Here is a 14,837-nt window from a genome sequence, read left to right on the forward strand (position 1 = left end):
GGCAGTTAACGGTGCGTTAAACCGTTTTCTTCGACCCAATACAAAAATACTGCGTCCCAAATTGAAACGCAAGGCTATGCCTTTCTTTATGCCCTAATTGTCGCGCGAGATCTTTTCGCGCCGTTCATGGGCCTCCTGTGCCTCGACCGTCATCGTCGCCACAGGGCGAGCAATCAAGCGCCTCAACCCAATTGGGTCTCCTGTGACTTCACAGAAACCATATTCGCCTTCATGAATCCGACGAAGCGCTGAATCAATCTTTGATATCAACTTGCGCTGCCTGTCACGGGTGCGCAACTCGATACCCCAATCGGTTTCGCTTGAAGCGCGATCATTCAAATCAGCTTCTCGAATAGGGCCGTCTTGAAGCGATTGAAGGGTTTGGTCGGCTGCGTCATGAATCGAACGCTTCCATTCGATCAGCAGCATGCGGAAATAGTTCTGCTGCGGCTCACTCATGTATTCCTCGTCTTCGCTCGGCAGATAATCTGGCCCGAGCAAGCGCTTGGCTTTTTCAAGGATATCAATTTCTTCAGAGGTGGCGCTGCCCATGTGGTTTTCTTGTCCCAAAAATATCCCCTCGAGACCGTCCCGTCCTGACGCTTACACGTTTCAATTTCGATCTGCTCCCCAACATGATCGATCGCATGTGCGGCGCTATAGGCAAGGGGTGACTGCCGCACAAGCGGCTAAGCTCATTTCGCAGTATTGCGGCGCCATAAAATTTTCGTTTCCAGCTTTGGCCGCACTTTACTCTCCAGTTGTGAGTTAAGAATATCAAGCTGCGTTAACCATTTGTTGACCATGATCTTGGAAATCTCCTTTCAAGCGATGCGCGGGGGGCGGATCGACGAACGGGGAATAACAAATGAAACTGACTCAAATCGACACAACCGACGCGAAAAAACTGGGCAGCACTGACGACGACATCCTTATCGCCACGCGTCTGGCAGCCGCTTCGCGCGGCGACATCTCAGCTTTGTTCGATTTGGGCATGGCCTACTCGACCGGCAGCAGCGGATTGGACGCTGATCTGATCGAAGCGCACAAATGGCTTAATCTTGCTGCATCGCGCGGGCATGACGAAGCGGCATGGTCACGTTCCGACATATCGGAAGAAATGACAGCCCGCGAAATTGCAGAAGCCCAACGCCGCGCACGGCAATGGCTGGCTGATGAGCGCCGAAAAGCAGCTTGAGCCTTACCGGGTCAATTTGAACGGCGTGCGCTGACCCAGAAAAATCTGATCAGCCGCCACGCCTTCGCGCTCACGCTCGAGAAAATCGGCAATAGCAGCCTTGAAGCCAGGATCAGCGATCCAGTGCGCAGAATGAGTTTGGACAGGTTCATACCCGCGAGCGAGTTTGTGACCGCCCTGCGCTCCCGCTTCGACCCGGCTCAACCCAAGCTCGATTGCGATGTCGATGGCCTGATAATAACACAGCTCAAAGTGCAGGAACCGCACTTCTTGCGTGCAGCCCCAATATCGGCCGTACAAGGCATCTGAGCCGATGAAATTCAATGCGCCTGCTATCGGAGTTGCATCATCATAGGCCAAGATGAGGACCAGCCGTTCTCCCATCCGTTCGCCGAGCAATTCAAAAGCCTCGCGAGTTAAATAGGGGGCTCCCCATTTGCGCGCGCCGGTATCTTGATAGAACACCCAAAAGGCGTCCCAGTGTTCAGGTCTGATATCGTCACCAGAAAGGCGACGTATCTTCAATCCTGTTTGGGCTGCTGACCTCTCTTTACGAAGATTTTTGCGCTTGCGAGACGCCAGTGCTGCCAGGAAATCATCAAAAGTTTCATATCCCGGGTTCAACCAATGAAACTGAATATCGTTGCGGATCAGCCAGCCCTCTTGTTCGAACAAAGGCACCTGTTCCGGCTCGATAAATGTCGCGTGAGCGGATGAAAGCTGGTTTTGGAGGCAAAGCGCCTGCGCGCCTTGCAAGAGATGCGAGGCCAAGGATGGATCAGACAAAAGCAATCTTGGGCCATTGGCAGGAGTAAAGGGCGCTGCGATTTGCAGTTTGGGGTAATATTGCCCGCCCGCCCTCTGCAAAGCGTCGGCCCACGAATGGTCAAATACATATTCGCCCTGGCTATGCCCCTTGGCATAGCTCGGAACCGCAGCGAGCAAAGTGTCGTTTTGGTCGGTCACAACGATTGGCGCTGGTTCCCAGCCGGTTCCAACACCGACACTGCCAGAATCCTCCATCGCCGTCAGAAACTCATGACTGACAAAAGGATTGCGGTTGCCGCCCAGCGCATTCCATTGGCCCGCGTCAAAACCCCTAACCGACGGCGCAATCCGGACAGTAAGCTCGGCGCTCATGCCAACCCTTCACCCTCAGCGATCAGCGCATCGGCATGTCTGAGAGCTCGCTCTCGCGTGTCTTTCGCGTTTACTGTCCACGTGAGGATCGCAAGACCACCTTTGCGCAGATCAGCCACCCAGTTATTGGGCAAAGCTGCAATATGATAGGCGAGAAAATCGGGATCGGCGCAGGCCAACGCATCCTTTCGCTCTGACTGCGTCTGGGTGTGGCCGTGCTCATCCTCGCGCATAACCAACCCCCGCAAGGTTGTGGCGGAATGTTTGGCGAACCACCGCGAGACCCGCGGATCAAAGCTCATTACCGCGTGCCGGCCTGAATACGATTGAAGTTCCGAGCGTACCACTGCGCAGGTCAATTCAACGTTATATTCAGGCGTGGACTTTATTTCGATAAGCAGCGGCACGCGCCCGCTAACATGTTGCAAAAATCTCCTGAGACGAACCGGATATTGGTCGGTGCCGAGCAAAGTGAACTTCTCTTCAAGTGCGTCTGCGACCAGTTGTTCTGTTTCAGCATCCGCGCCAGCCAGTCGTTTCAAATTCCAGTCATGAAACACCATTGGAACATCATCGAGGCTGCGCTGGATATCGCATTCAATCCCCAGGCCCGCAGCGATCGCGGCATCTGCACCAGCCAACGAATTTTCAGGCACCGCCCCCCATGCAGTCCGCGATGCGCGTATTCCCACGCAGTCAACCAATCAGGAACACGCCGTCTGCTCACTCGCTAACTGCGATCACAGCATCAACCTCCACCGCGGCGCCAAGCGGTAGCACTGGCACACCCACTGCAGCCCGTGCGTGACGTCCTTTTTCGCCAAAAACCTCATACATCAAATCAGAAGCCCCATTCGCAACTTTGGGCTGATCCGTAAAATCACTAGTGGAACTGACAAAAGCGCCCAATTTAACGACGCGATCGACCCGTTCCAGCAAGCCGGCGGCTTTCAATTGCGCGAGGATCATCATCCCGCATGCTCGCGCGGCCTCGGCACCCTGCTCTAAGCTGACATCTTCTCCCAATCGCCCGGTCATGACTTTGCCATTGTGAAATGGAAGTTGACCGGAGATATGCGCAATACCGCTGTGGTGAACGAGCGGCTGATAGCTTGCGACCGGGGCGGCAGCTTCAGGCAGCACTATGCCCAATTCATTAAGTCTCGATGCGATTGTCATTGTGACTGCACCTCCAATTGATTAATTATCCAAGGCAAAGCTTCGGCCCACTGATCGATCCGCGCATCAGCGTGCCCCGCTTTGTGCGCGCAGTCGATCGATCCGGCGATCAGAGGTTCGCCGCACAAATGCAATCGCACCGTATCCGAAACCGTTTCCGCTGCTGAATGGTGGTGTTGCGGTAAATCGTCGATAAAGACAGCCCTGCTAGGCGAATACTCTTCGATTATCTTCTTGAGTGCAGGGCCTTTCGGCCCCTGGTTGGTGTACACTGGCGCCGAGAGGCCGTGCGCCAACAATTGCTGAGCTCGCTTTTCCCGATTTTCGTCAACCAAATTGGTCAGCACAACCACATCAGCGTGCTCATTCAAAACAGCCAAAGCCTCTATCGCGCCTTCGATAGGTTGCTGGCGCGGCATCTCGGTCTTGAAGAAATCGCCAAGTTTGCGCCAAACATCCACCGCCTGAAGCAATTCACCTGTCTTCTGCCAACGCAGTGCCTCGCCAAAATTTGCGCCTTCCAGATTAAAGTCGACGCCTTGAGATTCCTCCAGCCATTCCTTGAAAGGCGCGACCATATGCAAAATCACTTCGTCACAATCGCTGATAATAAGAGGGCGGTTCATTGAGAAAGTTCCTGATGGGCTGCGACCAGATCTTCTGGTGTTACGGCAAGAGCTTCTGACGCTCGGACCAGATCTGGTTCATGGTTGACGAGAAATTCCAGGCTTGAGGCGAGAATTTGTTCGTCACCAAGACCTGCACGCAAGGTCTCTGGACTTAAACCCGTCAATGAAAAGTAACGTTCAGCACGATCTTGATCCTGCATGATCCAGCCGATCACGGCAAGGGCAAGGGTTGGCGCTGATGGGGCGCTGGAATTGTGTGATTGTGCGGGAGGATGTGGGATTGTGAAGAGCCTTGGGTAAGAGTAGTTGAATTCGCATAAGCAAAGGCGGGGCGAGACGTGACCAAGCGAATTATGGTTGTTGAGGACAATGACCTCAACCGCAAATTGTTTTGCGATGTGCTTAAAGCCAATGGTTTTGATGTGCAGCCAGTAGCAGATGGCGCATTGGCGCTTGATCAAGCGCGTGAAACATCGCCAAACCTCATCATAATGGACATCCAGTTACCGGGTATCTCTGGAATTGATTTGATAAAAGCTGCAGGCGAGGACGCTGCCTTGCGCGAAATTCCAGTGCTGGCTGTTACGGCATTTGCGGCCAAGGGCGACGAGGAACGCATCCGATCGGCGGGGGCCTCGGGCTACCTTTCAAAGCCAGTTTCCATCCTGCCTTTCATGAATGCTGTGAAAGCGCTGATTGAGACCTGAACCGCCGTGATGCTTGCAATTGAGCGGTAAATGACCATTTTGCCGGTTAATATTTTGAAGCGATAAAGAGCGAAAGACCCGGCCCACACTCAATCGCCGGCATCCCAGTTCTTGCAACAATGAAAGAGACCCTGATCATGGATAGCGCCGAAGTTGACACGCGCATTCGAACGCTAATTGAACCGTTCAACAAAAAAGGCGTTGAAATCACCGAAGGCACGACGTTTGCCAATGATCTGGAATTTGACAGCCTCACTGTCATGGATTTCGTTGCGGAAATTGAGGACGAATTTGACGTCATCATAAGCATGAATCAGCAGGCCGAAATTGAAACTTACGGGCAGCTGGTAAGCGCCGTGCATAAACTTCAAGATAGCTGATAAGAAGCAATCCAATGAACGACATTGTTAGCCCGCCCGCGACCGAATCAGCTCCCGCTAAAGGTGATCTTTTTTCCAAATTCGATGGTATGATCCAGTTGCGCGAGACCATTCTCGCGACTGGTGTCGAAGATCCATACAATCTCGTGATGGAAAAGGTGCTGTCACCGACCCGCGCGGTTTGTAACGGGCGCGAAACGATCCTGCTTGGAACATACAATTATATGGGCATGACGTTTGATCCAGAAGTGATCGAGGCAGGCAAGGAAGCTCTTGAAAAATTCGGTTCGGGCACAACCGGAAGCCGCGTTCTTAATGGCACGTATCAGGGGCACAAAGAGTGCGAGGATGCGCTAAAAGAATTCTACGGAATGGATCACGCCATGGTCTTTTCCACCGGTTACCAAGCCAACCTTGGAATCATTTCCACTATCGCTGGCAAAGGCGACTATGTTGTTATCGACATCGACAGCCATGCATCGATCTATGATGGCTGCGCTATGGGCAGGGCCGAAATTGTCCCTTTCAAGCACAACGATATCGAAGCGATGGAAAAACGGCTGAGGCGCATACCAGCGGACGCTGGCAAGCTCGTTATCCTCGAAGGCGTGTATTCCATGCTTGGCGATGTTGCTCCGCTAAAAGAAATGATCGCAGTTGCAAAAAGCTATGGTGCAATGGTTTTGGTAGATGAAGCGCATTCCATGGGCTTCATCGGAGAAAACGGCCGCGGGGTGTGTGAAGATCAAGGTGTGATCGATGATGTCGATTTCATCATTGGAACGTTTTCGAAGTCTGTGGGAACTGTTGGCGGCTTTTGCGTCTCCAATCACCCCAAGTTCGATATCATGCGCCTTGTCTGCCGCCCTTATGTGTTCACGGCAAGTCTGCCTCCCAGCGTTGTAGCGACCGCTGCCACCTCCATTCGAAAATTGATGCACGGATCGAATAAGCGCGCTCATTTGTGGGAGAACTCTAAAACGCTGCACAAAGGCCTTAAGGGCTTGGGGTTCTCACTTGGTACAGATGAGCCGCAAAGCGCAATTGTAGCGGTCATTATGCCTGATCTCGAACAAGGCGCCATGATGTGGGAGGCGCTTTTGAAAGAGGGCCTCTATGTCAATCTCGCGCGGCCACCGGCTACGCCTGCCGGAATGACTTTGCTGCGTTGTTCATTATGCGCGGAACATTCAGCGGATGAGGTAAAGACCATTCTGCAAATGTTCGAACGGGCAGGAAAAGCGGTTGGAATTATCGCCTAGACCCAAGTGCTCTGGCTAATTTGACTGGTCGGGAACAACCTGGCTTGAAGTTGCAGCGCACGGATCGTCATCCTCTCCCTCACCGGCAAGCTGAGTTATGGCGAGGAACCCTCCTACGACCAGAATGACAAACACCGTGGTCACTGTGCCCAGATATTGATCAATGATCCGCTTGATTGGGCGTCCGAAGACCTGAAATAAAACTCCAACGGTCACAAAAATGAGCGCTCGCCCTGCAAATGCAGCAAGCGTGAATGGCAGCAGGTCCATGCTGAGAAACCCTGCGGTGATCGTCAGAAGCTTAAACGGCACCGGCGTCGCAGCGGCGATTGTTACCGCATAAACCCCGTATTCGTTGAAAGTGCACTCAGCAGCAGGGACGCTGTCCAAAAGGCCGATCAGCGCCAACAGAGGCTCGCCGACAGATTCGCGCAAGTAGAACCCAATCGCATAGCCAAGCAGCCCGCCCGCAACCGAAGCGAGTGTTGCTATGACAGAAAACCGCAAAGCCTTCTTTGGCTCTGCGAGGCACATCAATCCCAAAAGGGGGTGAGGCGGGATCGGGAAAAAGCTGGATTCGATGAAGCAGAAAAACGCGAGCCACCAAACCGCTTTGGGATGGGCAGCCTTAGCCATAGTCCAATCATAAAGTGCGCGAAGCCAAGCCAATTCGAAGGCCCTCATTCCATCTGTTGTCGGCGGCCTAGGCGACGGGAGCTCTGCGCGCAAGAGGGAGGGAAATAACCTATTTGGCACTTTTGTATTGACAACGTCACGCTCTTTGGTTAGTAAAGGGCATCATCGAAAAAGTGTGAGTCGTTTTCTGGCGGGCTATTCTGACTATCCTATCGGGTTTTCAGAACAGGCCGCTGCCGCCTTGCCTCGCCTGGAGAACAAACATGACCAATCGCGGCAATCCGTCAATGCCCTGCACTCAACGCAAGACAAGCCCACATTGGCGCAAGGAATTCCTCGCTCATTTGGCTGAAAGCTCAAATGTCACCAAATCTGCGGCACTGGCTAAAGTCACACCGTCACGGGCTTACAAAGCAAGGCGCGAAGAACCCGATTTTGCGCGGGACTGGCTGGCTGCCCTTTGGGAAGGATATTCCCATCTGGAAATGGAAGTTTTGCGCCGCCTGCGCGAAGGCGATCAGACCGCAACTGACAACAGCAAGTACGACTTTGCCAATGCCATTCGCTTATTAACCGCGCACCGAGACAACGTAGTGCATGCGCAAGCGCAGCAGCGCAATGTTAGCGCCGCCGAGGTGCGTGCTTCGATCGACCGAAAAGTCGAAGATATTCGGTTGAAGTTGAGACTTGAAAAAGCACAGAGCCAAAAGTCACCAGCATGATTGGCGGCCTGGACTGGCTTGGCGATGCGCCTGTCAATGCACGGGACATGATTGTCTCTTCGCTTAGCAAGAAGGAGCGAGCGGAATTCGGTTTTCACTGGGGTAACTTTGCTCGCGACAGCCAACTCGCCCCCCGGGCGATTGGCGAATCTGGCTAATCATCGCAGGCAGAGGCTTTGGCAAAACACGAGCCGGTGCCGAATGGGTCAGGGCAATTGCTGAAAGCGATCCAGCCGCGCGTATTGCGCTGGTTTCATCGTCTTTGGCCGAAGCAAGAGCCGTCATGGTCGAAGGAGAAAGCGGATTGTTAGCGTGCACGCCGCCAGAAAGCCGGCCCGCTTTCGAACCATCGCTAAGGCGGTTGAAATTTCCTAATGGAGCGCAGGCACAGCTTTTCTCAGCGGCCGAACCCGAAACACTGCGCGGGCCGCAGCATAGCCATGCCTGGTGCGATGAAATCGGAAAGTGGCCCTTGGCTCACGACCGCGCAACGCGGTGTTGGGACAATCTTTTGATGGGATTGCGTGTGGGAAATGATCCCCGCGTAACAGCGACAACAACTCCGCGTTCCGTGCCCTTGGTCAAGCGTTTGCTCAACCAAGAGCCAAGCGCTGATGCGGTCGTCACTCGCGGATCGACCTATGACAATGCTGCCAATTTACCTGAGCGCTTCTTATCGGCCATCGAAAGCGAATTCGAAGGCTCTAGGCTGGCAAGACAGGAGATCGGCGGAGAGCTGATCGAAGACATCGAAGGGGCGCTATGGTCCCGAAGCTTGATCGAAAGCGTAAGAGAGACCGGCATTCACGCCGATCATGTTCGCGTGGTTGTCGCAGTCGATCCGCCCGCTTCGACCAATGGCGATGAATGCGGCATTGTAGTCGCGGCGCTTGGCAGTGATGGGCTGGGCCGAATTTTGGCCGATTGCTCCATTGCGGGTGCACAGCCCAATGAATGGGCAAGAGCAGTTGCTCAGGCCTGCGATGCCTGGGAAGCAGACCGTGTTATCGCCGAGGCCAATCAAGGCGGCGCCATGGTCGAAAGTGTGTTGCTTGCTGCAAATGAAACGCTGCCTGTGAAACTTGTCCACGCAACTCGGAGTAAGACTGCCAGAGCTGAGCCCATTGCAGCGCTGTATGCATCGGGCCGCGTGCGTCATTGCGGGAACTTTCCGCAGCTCGAAGACCAATTGTGCGGTCTTATTGCAGGCGGCGATTATGCAGGCCCCGGACGCAGCCCTGATCGGGCTGATGCTCTTGTCTGGGCGCTGCACGAACTCATGCTTGGCCCGGCATCGCGCCCTAGCGTGCGATCTATCTGACCTTCGAGAATTCTCGAATTTCAATCTAAAAAGGAACACTCATGGCGTTGTTCGACACAATGCTCGCTGCTTTCAAAAGCGGCGAGCAAAACCGCGTGCCGCTTTCACAAGGGATTTGGCCAAGCTGGCTTTCCGCTTATGAGAGCTCAGCAAGCCCGCGCAATTATGAATATTCAAGCGCGGTGCAAGATGGATTTCTCACCAATCCTATCGCCCAAAGAGCCGTTAGAATTGTAGCAGAAGGCGTGGGCCAAGCTCCGCTGAACAGCAGTGAGCCGCGGATTGCCAATCTGGTCGCCGCCACAAGTGCGGGGCAATCCCTTGTCGAAACCCTCGCCGCTCATATCCTGCTTCACGGAAACGGATATGTGCACATTATCAAGGATGCCAGCGGGCAACCGGTTGAGCTTTTCGCGCTGCGACCTGACCGGGTCAAAGTGGTTGCGGATGCCTCGGGCTGGCCATGCGCTTACGAATACACAGTCTCTGGCAATACGATGACAATCGCCGCCGAGGACGAGGATGGCTGGCCCGGTGTCGTACAAATCAAAGCCATGCATCCGCTTGAGGATCACTACGGTGCAGGAGCGCTCGCGGCAGCTCACCGTGCCATTGCGATCCATAATCTGGCGTCGCAATGGAACCGGACACTGCTTGAAAACGCCGCCCGCCCTTCCGGTGCGCTCGTGTATGACACAAGCGATGGGGCCGGATTATCGACTGACCAGTTTGATCGCTTGCGCGTTGAATTGGAAAACGCGTTCTCAGGAGCAAGCAATGCAGGTCGTCCCATGCTGCTTGATGGCGGCCTCAAATGGCAAAGCATGGCGCTTTCGCCTGCCGACATGGATTTCGCTACGCTGAAAAGCACGGCGGCACGGGAAATTGCCTTGGCTTTCGGTGTTCCTCCAATGTTGCTTGGCCTTCCGGGCGACAACACATATTCGAACTACCGTGAGGCCAACCGGGCTCTTTGGCGCCTCACACTGCTCCCGCTCGCAGACAAAGTCTTTTCCGCATTGAGCGAAAGTCTCGAGCCCTGGTTCCCTGACGCTGCGATCACTGTTGATCTTGACCGCATCACGGCTCTGTCAGAGGATCGCGAACGTCTTTGGAAACAGGTTTCCGATGCCGAATTCTTAAGCCGCGCGGAAAAACGCGAATTGTTGGGTTTCCCGGCTGAAGAAGCCTCTGGTGCAGGCCAATGAACGCTCATCCTTCTATCCGGTTTGCAGGCTATGCCGGGCTGTTCGATATAGCAGATGCAGATGGTGACACCATTCGCAAAGGGGCTTTTGCGGAAACTCTGCGATCTCGCACAGAACCTCTGCCGCTTTTGTGGCAGCACCGGCCTGACCAACGCATTGGCACAATTGAAATCGCTGCTGAAGACAATCGCGGCTTGCGTGTTGTCGCTCAAATTGACTGCCCCGGCAGCCGAGCAGCTCATCTGCTTCAAACAGCCTCAGTAAACGGGCTCAGTTTTGGATATCGAGCGCGAAATGCGCGCACATCCGAAGCGGGCAGGGAGTTGCTTGGAATTGACCTGTTCGAGGTCAGCCTCGTCACTCACCCACTGCAGTTCGGAGCGCGCGTCCACTTCGTGCTCTGACGCATATACCTACATCAAATTTTGTATTCCGACCGGCCGCCATTGGGCGGCCTTTTTCATGCCCAAAGAAAGGCCAAATGCCCTATGGATACCTCCAATAACACTCCAAATTCCGCGGTCACTTCGACCACCGAAGCACTTGATCCGCTGGATCAGAGCTTCGACATCGTGGCTCGCCAAGATCAGGCCGAAGCCGACATCCAAACGCTGCAAAGCGACGTTGAAGAAGTCAAAGCACGGATGGATAAAGTCGCCCGAGCAGCATCGCGTCCTGCGATCGGCACATCGGTGGCTGGCAGCGAAGAAGTCAAAGGCTTCGTCAATGGCTATCTGCGCCGCGGTCAAGAGGCGGAGATCAAATCAATGAATGGTGCGACACCAAGTGATGGAGGCTATGCCGTTCCAAAAGCAATCGACGTGATGATCGCTCGGGAGCTAAAGGAGATCAGCCCAATCCGATCACTCGCCCAGGTCGTGCAAACTGGCACTTCGGGTTATCGCAAGCTGGTCGCAACTGGCGGTACTGCATCCGGCTGGGTCAGTGAAATTGCAACGCGCCCAGAAACAGCAGCGCCCAACTTTGCCGAAATCGCCCCGCCAAGCGGCGATCTGTATGCCAATCCCGCTGCAAGCCAAGGCATGCTCGATGATGCGGCTTTCAACCTTGAAGACTGGCTCGCTAGCGAAATTGCCATGGAATTTGCCCGCGCCGAAGGCGCCGCATTTGTCTCTGGCACTGGCTCAGACCAACCTGAAGGCTTTCTGACGGCCACCACGAGCATGGCAGTGGACGGCACTCGGGCATTTGGATCGGTACAGTATATCGGATCGGGCGATAGTGATGGTTTCGACAGTGCGCCTGATGCAAAGCTGATCGATCTCATTCACTCGCTTAAAGCCGGCCACCGCCAGGGCGCCAGCTTTGTGATGAACTCAGCGACTTTGGCCACTGTGCGCAAACTCAAAACCAGCGATGGCGCTTTCCTTTGGCAGCCTGGAATGGTCGAAGGCCAACCAGATCGCTTGCTTGGCTATCCGGTGGTTGAAGCAGAAGATATGCCGGACATCGCAGCGGATGAATTCCCCATCGCGTTCGGCAACTTCCGCCATGGCTATCTGATCGCAGAACATAGCGCGACCAATGTCCTGCGCGATCCGTTCAGCAACAAGCCGTTCGTCCACTTCTACGCAACCAAGCGCGTCGGCGGCAAAGTGCTCGACAGCAATGCCATCAAACTTCTGAAAATCGAAGCTTAATCGGCAGTCTTTTGAGTAGCCTTTCGCATTAGCGGGAGATTGCTCAAGCCCTCCCGGCCGGGTTGAGTTCCCCCTTGCTCCCCGGTCGGCACCTCGCACCCGCGCCCCCTCAGGCGGCCCACTCGCCCTGTGTGGCGGCGCGGGTGCACCCTTTTTCAATTCTCGCAAATCCGGGAGAACGCAATGCGTCCGACGATCGTGCAAACCTCTGATGTTACCGGCCCTGCACTCGCTGATCTGAAAGCCTGGCTTGGTGTTAGCCGCCCAAATGAGGACGCGCTGCTTATCGATTTGCTGGCAGCAAGCCTTGCAACCTGCGAAGAGACGATTGCTCAGGCGCCTCTGAGGAAAACGGTTGAGGAACGAATTCCTGCAAAGATGGGATGGCATTGCCTCGCTAGTGCCCCCGCCATCGCTTTGGCGAAAGTCGAGACCATATCAAGCGATGGCACACGCAATGTGCTCGCTGATCAATCGAGCAATTTTGATTATGACGCGTATGGCAATGCTCGGTTCCAGATAACCGAAGCCGGCAATACCGGATCCTTCGCGATTCAGTTTGACGTCGGGATCGCGAACATTTGGGAAGATCTTCCACCTGCATTGAAGCAGGGAATTATCCGTCTCGCCGCGTTTTACTTCCGCGAACGCGATCAAGCCAATGCAAAGGTCATGCCTCTACCGCACAGTGTGGCCATGCTCTGGCAGCCATGGCGCAAAGTCCGACTTACATGATCGAAGTAGAAACGAATTCCAAAGCGTTGGTTGAGCGACTGTCACGCTTGGGAAAACGCTTAGCAACAGATCACAACAAGCGATCGGTAGCCGGGATTAGCTCCAAGGGGCACCCCTGGCGCTCACCCCAATATCTTTGGCCCACTTTTGAACGGGACTGATAGCCAATGGAAAATGAACTGCGCGCGCATCTGATTGATTGGCTGCGCGCTGATCCCGCACTCACCACCATCAATGCGATTGAGGAGGAAAGCCCCCTTCGTTCTGCCGTGCCCTGGTTGGGCATTGCAGCGAGCGCTTCGACTGACTGGGGCACAAAGGACCGCCGCGGCCGAGAAGTGCGCATCGCGCTAGAGCTTGAAACGCGGACCGATGAAGCGGGCGCGGATGGAAGTTTAGTAAACGCGATTGAAACGCGTGTTATCGACCTTCCGCGCTTTCAACCAACTTTCGAAATCGCCTCAATCCGCTTTCTGCGCGCACGAAGCGAAGCGCGCGATGTCAATCTTCGCGGAGCACTTCTCGAATTCCGCATCCGTATATTTCAAAGCTAACCCTGGAGAAAGCCATGTCTGCCCAAAACGGCTCAGCCTTCCTGCTTAAGATCAGTGATGGTGCCGCTACCCCTGCTTACGAAACAGTAGCAGGCCTTCGCACAACCCAATTGACCATCAATGGCGATAGTGTTGTCGTCACACACAAGGAATCAGGTGGCTGGCGCGACCTTCTTTCAGGTGCGGGAACCCGATCGGTTTCGGTCAGCGCCGCCGGTATTTTTCTCGGCAGCGGCGCCGAAGATGCCGTCCGCGCTCATGCGCTTGCCGGCACCCTTGATGACTATGAGTTATCATTCGAAGACGGCGCGAAACTGCGAGGCCGCTTTCTGGTTCAGCGCCTCGACTATTCGGGCGATTTCAATGGCGAACGCAATTACACGTTCCAATTGGAAAGCTCCGGTCCGGTCATCCCAGCGTGAGCCAATCGGCCAATCCCTTAAGAGGGGAAACTTCGATCAAGATTGGGACGAGCGACTACGTCCTTCGTCCCAGTTTTGAGAACCTCATTCTGGCGGAGGAGGAGCTGGGTTCGCTGTTCGCCCTCGTCGAACGCGCTTCTAGCGGGTCAATGACGATCGCGGAAATGGCGGGCCTGATTTGGCACTGCATTCCTGACAGCGGCAGGCCATCACGCGAAGACTTGGGTGCCGCTCTGCTCGCAATGGGCTTGGTCAATGCGACCAAACCCGTTCGCGCGGTTCTTGCTCAAGTACTGCAAGGCAAAACGTGAGCGATCAATTCAGCGAAAGCGCGCCGCGTTGGTGCAGCTTGGCATCGCGCCTGCTGGGATGGCGGCCAAATGAATTTTGGCAAGCGACACCCAGCGAACTTGCCATGTCTCTAAGCGATCCTGAGCAAACCGCAGTCGCCCCGCCAAGCCACGACCTCATTGAAAAAATTATGGAGCGCGACGCAAATGGATGACAATTTTGAAGAACTCGTAATTGATGTTCGCGCAACAACGGATGGCTTCTCGGCTGACCTTGAGACTATGCGGCAAACAGTGGACTCCTCGCTACTAGACGGTTTTGGCCGCGCTGGTGACACGTTGGAGCGCGGTTTACGGTCCGCTTTGCGCAGCGGCAGCATGGGGTTTGATGATCTCAAACGCGTCGCATTCAGCGCACTTGATGAAATCGCGTCCCATGCGCTTAGCTCCGGCTTGAATTCGCTTTTTGGCGGTTCTGATGGCGGTTTTGGGGGATTTCTACAGTCAACCTTGAGCGGGCTGCTTGGCCTGCCAGGCCGCGCAACAGGCGGTCCAGTTTCGCCAGGACGTGGATATGTCGTTGGCGAAAGGGGCCCGGAATTATTTGTTCCCACAAGTGCAGGCCGGATTGAAACAGGCAGCAATGCAATTGGTGGCAATCGCGATGTACGGGTCGCTATCCAGCTGGCAACCCCTCGCGGAACCGCCGCGCCCACAGCCATGCAGCGCTCGTCCAGACAAGTCGCAAGCGCCGTTCGCCGTGCTCTTCAAGATAGCTGAAGCGGAGAAATTT

The 14,837-nt window shown here is 54.8% G+C and carries 23 protein-coding genes; 16 read left to right on the plus strand and 7 right to left on the minus strand.

The genetic code is table 11. The features are described 5' to 3' along the window. Positions 1–93 precede the first annotated feature (93 nt). Positions 94–552, minus strand: a complete 459-nt coding sequence (gene dksA, locus AC0V6W_RS07085; protein WP_486151490.1) for an RNA polymerase-binding protein DksA — start codon at positions 550–552, stop codon at positions 94–96. 316 nt (positions 553–868) lie between these two features. Here dksA and AC0V6W_RS07090 point away from each other — a divergent pair, with 316 nt between their 5' ends. Continuing rightward, positions 869–1,198 carry an SEL1-like repeat protein gene (locus AC0V6W_RS07090; protein ID WP_486148526.1) on the plus strand — a complete coding sequence of 110 codons (330 nt, stop codon included), beginning with the start codon at positions 869–871 and terminating at the stop codon, positions 1,196–1,198. Between the two features lie 3 nt (positions 1,199–1,201). Here the strand turns inward: AC0V6W_RS07090 and AC0V6W_RS07095 are convergent, their stop codons facing one another. The 5 genes from AC0V6W_RS07095 to AC0V6W_RS07115 all read right to left on the minus strand — a co-directional run bounded on the left by AC0V6W_RS07095 (position 1,202) and on the right by AC0V6W_RS07115 (position 4,427). After that, positions 1,202–2,338 carry a GNAT family N-acetyltransferase gene (locus AC0V6W_RS07095; protein WP_486148528.1) on the minus strand — a complete coding sequence of 379 codons (1,137 nt, stop codon included), beginning with the start codon at positions 2,336–2,338 and terminating at the stop codon, positions 1,202–1,204. After that, positions 2,335–2,994, minus strand: coding sequence for a glycerophosphodiester phosphodiesterase family protein (locus AC0V6W_RS07100; protein ID WP_486148530.1), 660 nt, complete (start codon positions 2,992–2,994; stop codon positions 2,335–2,337). The genes AC0V6W_RS07095 and AC0V6W_RS07100 overlap by 4 nt, the downstream gene beginning before the upstream one ends. A 67-nt stretch (positions 2,995–3,061) precedes the next feature. Continuing rightward, the gene (locus tag AC0V6W_RS07105; RefSeq protein WP_486148532.1) at positions 3,062–3,517 is read right to left on the minus strand and encodes a RidA family protein; all 456 of its coding nucleotides are present in this window, start codon (positions 3,515–3,517) and stop codon (positions 3,062–3,064) included. Next, positions 3,514–4,143, minus strand: coding sequence for an HAD family hydrolase (locus tag AC0V6W_RS07110; protein WP_486148534.1), 630 nt, complete (start codon positions 4,141–4,143; stop codon positions 3,514–3,516). Before AC0V6W_RS07110 ends, AC0V6W_RS07105 begins: the two co-directional genes overlap by 4 nt. Further along, positions 4,140–4,427 carry a DUF3572 domain-containing protein gene (locus AC0V6W_RS07115; protein ID WP_486151492.1) on the minus strand — a complete coding sequence of 96 codons (288 nt, stop codon included), beginning with the start codon at positions 4,425–4,427 and terminating at the stop codon, positions 4,140–4,142. The genes AC0V6W_RS07110 and AC0V6W_RS07115 overlap by 4 nt, the downstream gene beginning before the upstream one ends. Positions 4,428–4,484: 57 nt before the next feature. Between AC0V6W_RS07115 and AC0V6W_RS07120 the strand changes: the two genes are divergently transcribed. The 3 genes from AC0V6W_RS07120 to spt all read left to right on the plus strand — a co-directional run bounded on the left by AC0V6W_RS07120 (position 4,485) and on the right by spt (position 6,495). Next, positions 4,485–4,853: a response regulator gene (locus AC0V6W_RS07120; RefSeq protein WP_486148536.1), complete on the plus strand. Its 369-nt coding sequence runs from the start codon at positions 4,485–4,487 to the stop codon at positions 4,851–4,853. 137 nt (positions 4,854–4,990) lie between these two features. Next, positions 4,991–5,233: an acyl carrier protein gene (locus AC0V6W_RS07125; protein WP_486148538.1), complete on the plus strand. Its 243-nt coding sequence runs from the start codon at positions 4,991–4,993 to the stop codon at positions 5,231–5,233. Between the two features lie 14 nt (positions 5,234–5,247). Next, positions 5,248–6,495: a serine palmitoyltransferase gene (gene spt, locus AC0V6W_RS07130; RefSeq protein ID WP_486148540.1), complete on the plus strand. Its 1,248-nt coding sequence runs from the start codon at positions 5,248–5,250 to the stop codon at positions 6,493–6,495. Positions 6,496–6,510: 15 nt separating this feature from the next. On the opposite strand, the gene AC0V6W_RS07135 is transcribed toward spt, so the two are convergent. Beyond that, positions 6,511–7,131 carry a YqaA family protein gene (locus AC0V6W_RS07135; RefSeq protein ID WP_486148542.1) on the minus strand — a complete coding sequence of 207 codons (621 nt, stop codon included), beginning with the start codon at positions 7,129–7,131 and terminating at the stop codon, positions 6,511–6,513. A 263-nt stretch (positions 7,132–7,394) separates the two neighbouring features. On the opposite strand from AC0V6W_RS07135, the gene AC0V6W_RS07140 reads away from it, so the two are divergent. The 12 genes from AC0V6W_RS07140 (at position 7,395) to AC0V6W_RS07195 (ending at position 14,824) form a co-directional block, all read left to right on the plus strand. Further along, a complete protein-coding gene (locus AC0V6W_RS07140; RefSeq protein WP_486148544.1) occupies positions 7,395–7,853 on the plus strand; it encodes a hypothetical protein in 459 nt (152 codons plus the stop codon). Further along, a complete protein-coding gene (locus AC0V6W_RS07145; protein ID WP_486148546.1) occupies positions 7,850–8,011 on the plus strand; it encodes a hypothetical protein in 162 nt (53 codons plus the stop codon). Before AC0V6W_RS07140 ends, AC0V6W_RS07145 begins: the two co-directional genes overlap by 4 nt. 56 nt (positions 8,012–8,067) lie before the next feature. Beyond that, positions 8,068–9,174, plus strand: a complete 1,107-nt coding sequence (locus AC0V6W_RS07150; protein WP_486151494.1) for a DNA-packaging protein — start codon at positions 8,068–8,070, stop codon at positions 9,172–9,174. Positions 9,175–9,215: 41 nt separating this feature from the next. Next, entirely contained in the window at positions 9,216–10,382 is a 1,167-nt protein-coding gene (locus AC0V6W_RS07155) for a phage portal protein (RefSeq protein WP_486148548.1), read from the plus strand. Beyond that, a complete protein-coding gene (locus AC0V6W_RS07160) occupies positions 10,379–10,786 on the plus strand; it encodes an HK97 family phage prohead protease (protein ID WP_486148550.1) in 408 nt (135 codons plus the stop codon). Before AC0V6W_RS07155 ends, AC0V6W_RS07160 begins: the two co-directional genes overlap by 4 nt. Positions 10,787–10,870: 84 nt before the next feature. After that, the gene (locus AC0V6W_RS07165) at positions 10,871–12,043 is read left to right on the plus strand and encodes a phage major capsid protein (RefSeq protein ID WP_486148552.1); all 1,173 of its coding nucleotides are present in this window, start codon (positions 10,871–10,873) and stop codon (positions 12,041–12,043) included. Positions 12,044–12,226: 183 nt separating this feature from the next. Next, the gene (locus AC0V6W_RS07170) at positions 12,227–12,778 is read left to right on the plus strand and encodes a head-tail connector protein (RefSeq protein WP_486148554.1); all 552 of its coding nucleotides are present in this window, start codon (positions 12,227–12,229) and stop codon (positions 12,776–12,778) included. Positions 12,779–12,945: 167 nt separating this feature from the next. Continuing rightward, entirely contained in the window at positions 12,946–13,332 is a 387-nt protein-coding gene (gene gp17 / locus AC0V6W_RS07175; protein ID WP_486148556.1) for a tail completion protein gp17, read from the plus strand. Between the two features lie 14 nt (positions 13,333–13,346). Then, positions 13,347–13,754 (plus strand): phage major tail protein, TP901-1 family, encoded by a 408-nt coding sequence (locus AC0V6W_RS07180; protein WP_486148558.1) that lies wholly within the window; start codon positions 13,347–13,349, stop codon positions 13,752–13,754. After that, on the plus strand, positions 13,751–14,065 hold the full coding sequence (locus tag AC0V6W_RS07185) for a gene transfer agent family protein (protein WP_486148560.1): 315 nt from the start codon (positions 13,751–13,753) through the stop codon (positions 14,063–14,065). Before AC0V6W_RS07180 ends, AC0V6W_RS07185 begins: the two co-directional genes overlap by 4 nt. After that, the gene (locus AC0V6W_RS07190; protein ID WP_486148562.1) at positions 14,062–14,259 is read left to right on the plus strand and encodes a phage tail assembly chaperone; all 198 of its coding nucleotides are present in this window, start codon (positions 14,062–14,064) and stop codon (positions 14,257–14,259) included. Before AC0V6W_RS07185 ends, AC0V6W_RS07190 begins: the two co-directional genes overlap by 4 nt. Then, positions 14,252–14,824, plus strand: a complete 573-nt coding sequence (locus AC0V6W_RS07195) for a tail tape measure protein (RefSeq protein ID WP_486148564.1) — start codon at positions 14,252–14,254, stop codon at positions 14,822–14,824. The genes AC0V6W_RS07190 and AC0V6W_RS07195 overlap by 8 nt, the downstream gene beginning before the upstream one ends. Positions 14,825–14,837 lie beyond the last annotated feature (13 nt).

The sequence above is a fragment of the Erythrobacter sp. JB1-7 genome, assembly GCF_057365015.1.

Excerpts from the sequence above, each read along its gene's own strand:
- dksA (WP_486151490.1), bottom strand. The coding sequence starts at position 552 with ATGGGCAGCGCCACCTCTGAAGAAATTGATATCCTTGAAAAAGCCAAG.
- AC0V6W_RS07090 (WP_486148526.1), top strand. The coding sequence starts at position 869 with ATGAAACTGACTCAAATCGACACAACCGACGCGAAAAAACTGGGCAGC.
- AC0V6W_RS07095 (WP_486148528.1), bottom strand. The coding sequence starts at position 2,338 with ATGAGCGCCGAGCTTACTGTCCGGATTGCGCCGTCGGTTAGGGGTTTT.
- AC0V6W_RS07105 (WP_486148532.1), bottom strand. The coding sequence starts at position 3,517 with ATGACAATCGCATCGAGACTTAATGAATTGGGCATAGTGCTGCCTGAA.
- AC0V6W_RS07110 (WP_486148534.1), bottom strand. The coding sequence starts at position 4,143 with ATGAACCGCCCTCTTATTATCAGCGATTGTGACGAAGTGATTTTGCAT.
- AC0V6W_RS07125 (WP_486148538.1), top strand. The coding sequence starts at position 4,991 with ATGGATAGCGCCGAAGTTGACACGCGCATTCGAACGCTAATTGAACCG.
- spt (WP_486148540.1), top strand. The coding sequence starts at position 5,248 with ATGAACGACATTGTTAGCCCGCCCGCGACCGAATCAGCTCCCGCTAAA.
- AC0V6W_RS07135 (WP_486148542.1), bottom strand. The coding sequence starts at position 7,131 with ATGGCTAAGGCTGCCCATCCCAAAGCGGTTTGGTGGCTCGCGTTTTTC.
- AC0V6W_RS07140 (WP_486148544.1), top strand. The coding sequence starts at position 7,395 with ATGACCAATCGCGGCAATCCGTCAATGCCCTGCACTCAACGCAAGACA.
- AC0V6W_RS07145 (WP_486148546.1), top strand. The coding sequence starts at position 7,850 with ATGATTGGCGGCCTGGACTGGCTTGGCGATGCGCCTGTCAATGCACGG.
- AC0V6W_RS07155 (WP_486148548.1), top strand. The coding sequence starts at position 9,216 with ATGGCGTTGTTCGACACAATGCTCGCTGCTTTCAAAAGCGGCGAGCAA.
- AC0V6W_RS07160 (WP_486148550.1), top strand. The coding sequence starts at position 10,379 with ATGAACGCTCATCCTTCTATCCGGTTTGCAGGCTATGCCGGGCTGTTC.
- AC0V6W_RS07165 (WP_486148552.1), top strand. The coding sequence starts at position 10,871 with ATGGATACCTCCAATAACACTCCAAATTCCGCGGTCACTTCGACCACC.
- AC0V6W_RS07170 (WP_486148554.1), top strand. The coding sequence starts at position 12,227 with ATGCGTCCGACGATCGTGCAAACCTCTGATGTTACCGGCCCTGCACTC.
- gp17 (WP_486148556.1), top strand. The coding sequence starts at position 12,946 with ATGGAAAATGAACTGCGCGCGCATCTGATTGATTGGCTGCGCGCTGAT.
- AC0V6W_RS07180 (WP_486148558.1), top strand. The coding sequence starts at position 13,347 with ATGTCTGCCCAAAACGGCTCAGCCTTCCTGCTTAAGATCAGTGATGGT.
- AC0V6W_RS07195 (WP_486148564.1), top strand. The coding sequence starts at position 14,252 with ATGGATGACAATTTTGAAGAACTCGTAATTGATGTTCGCGCAACAACG.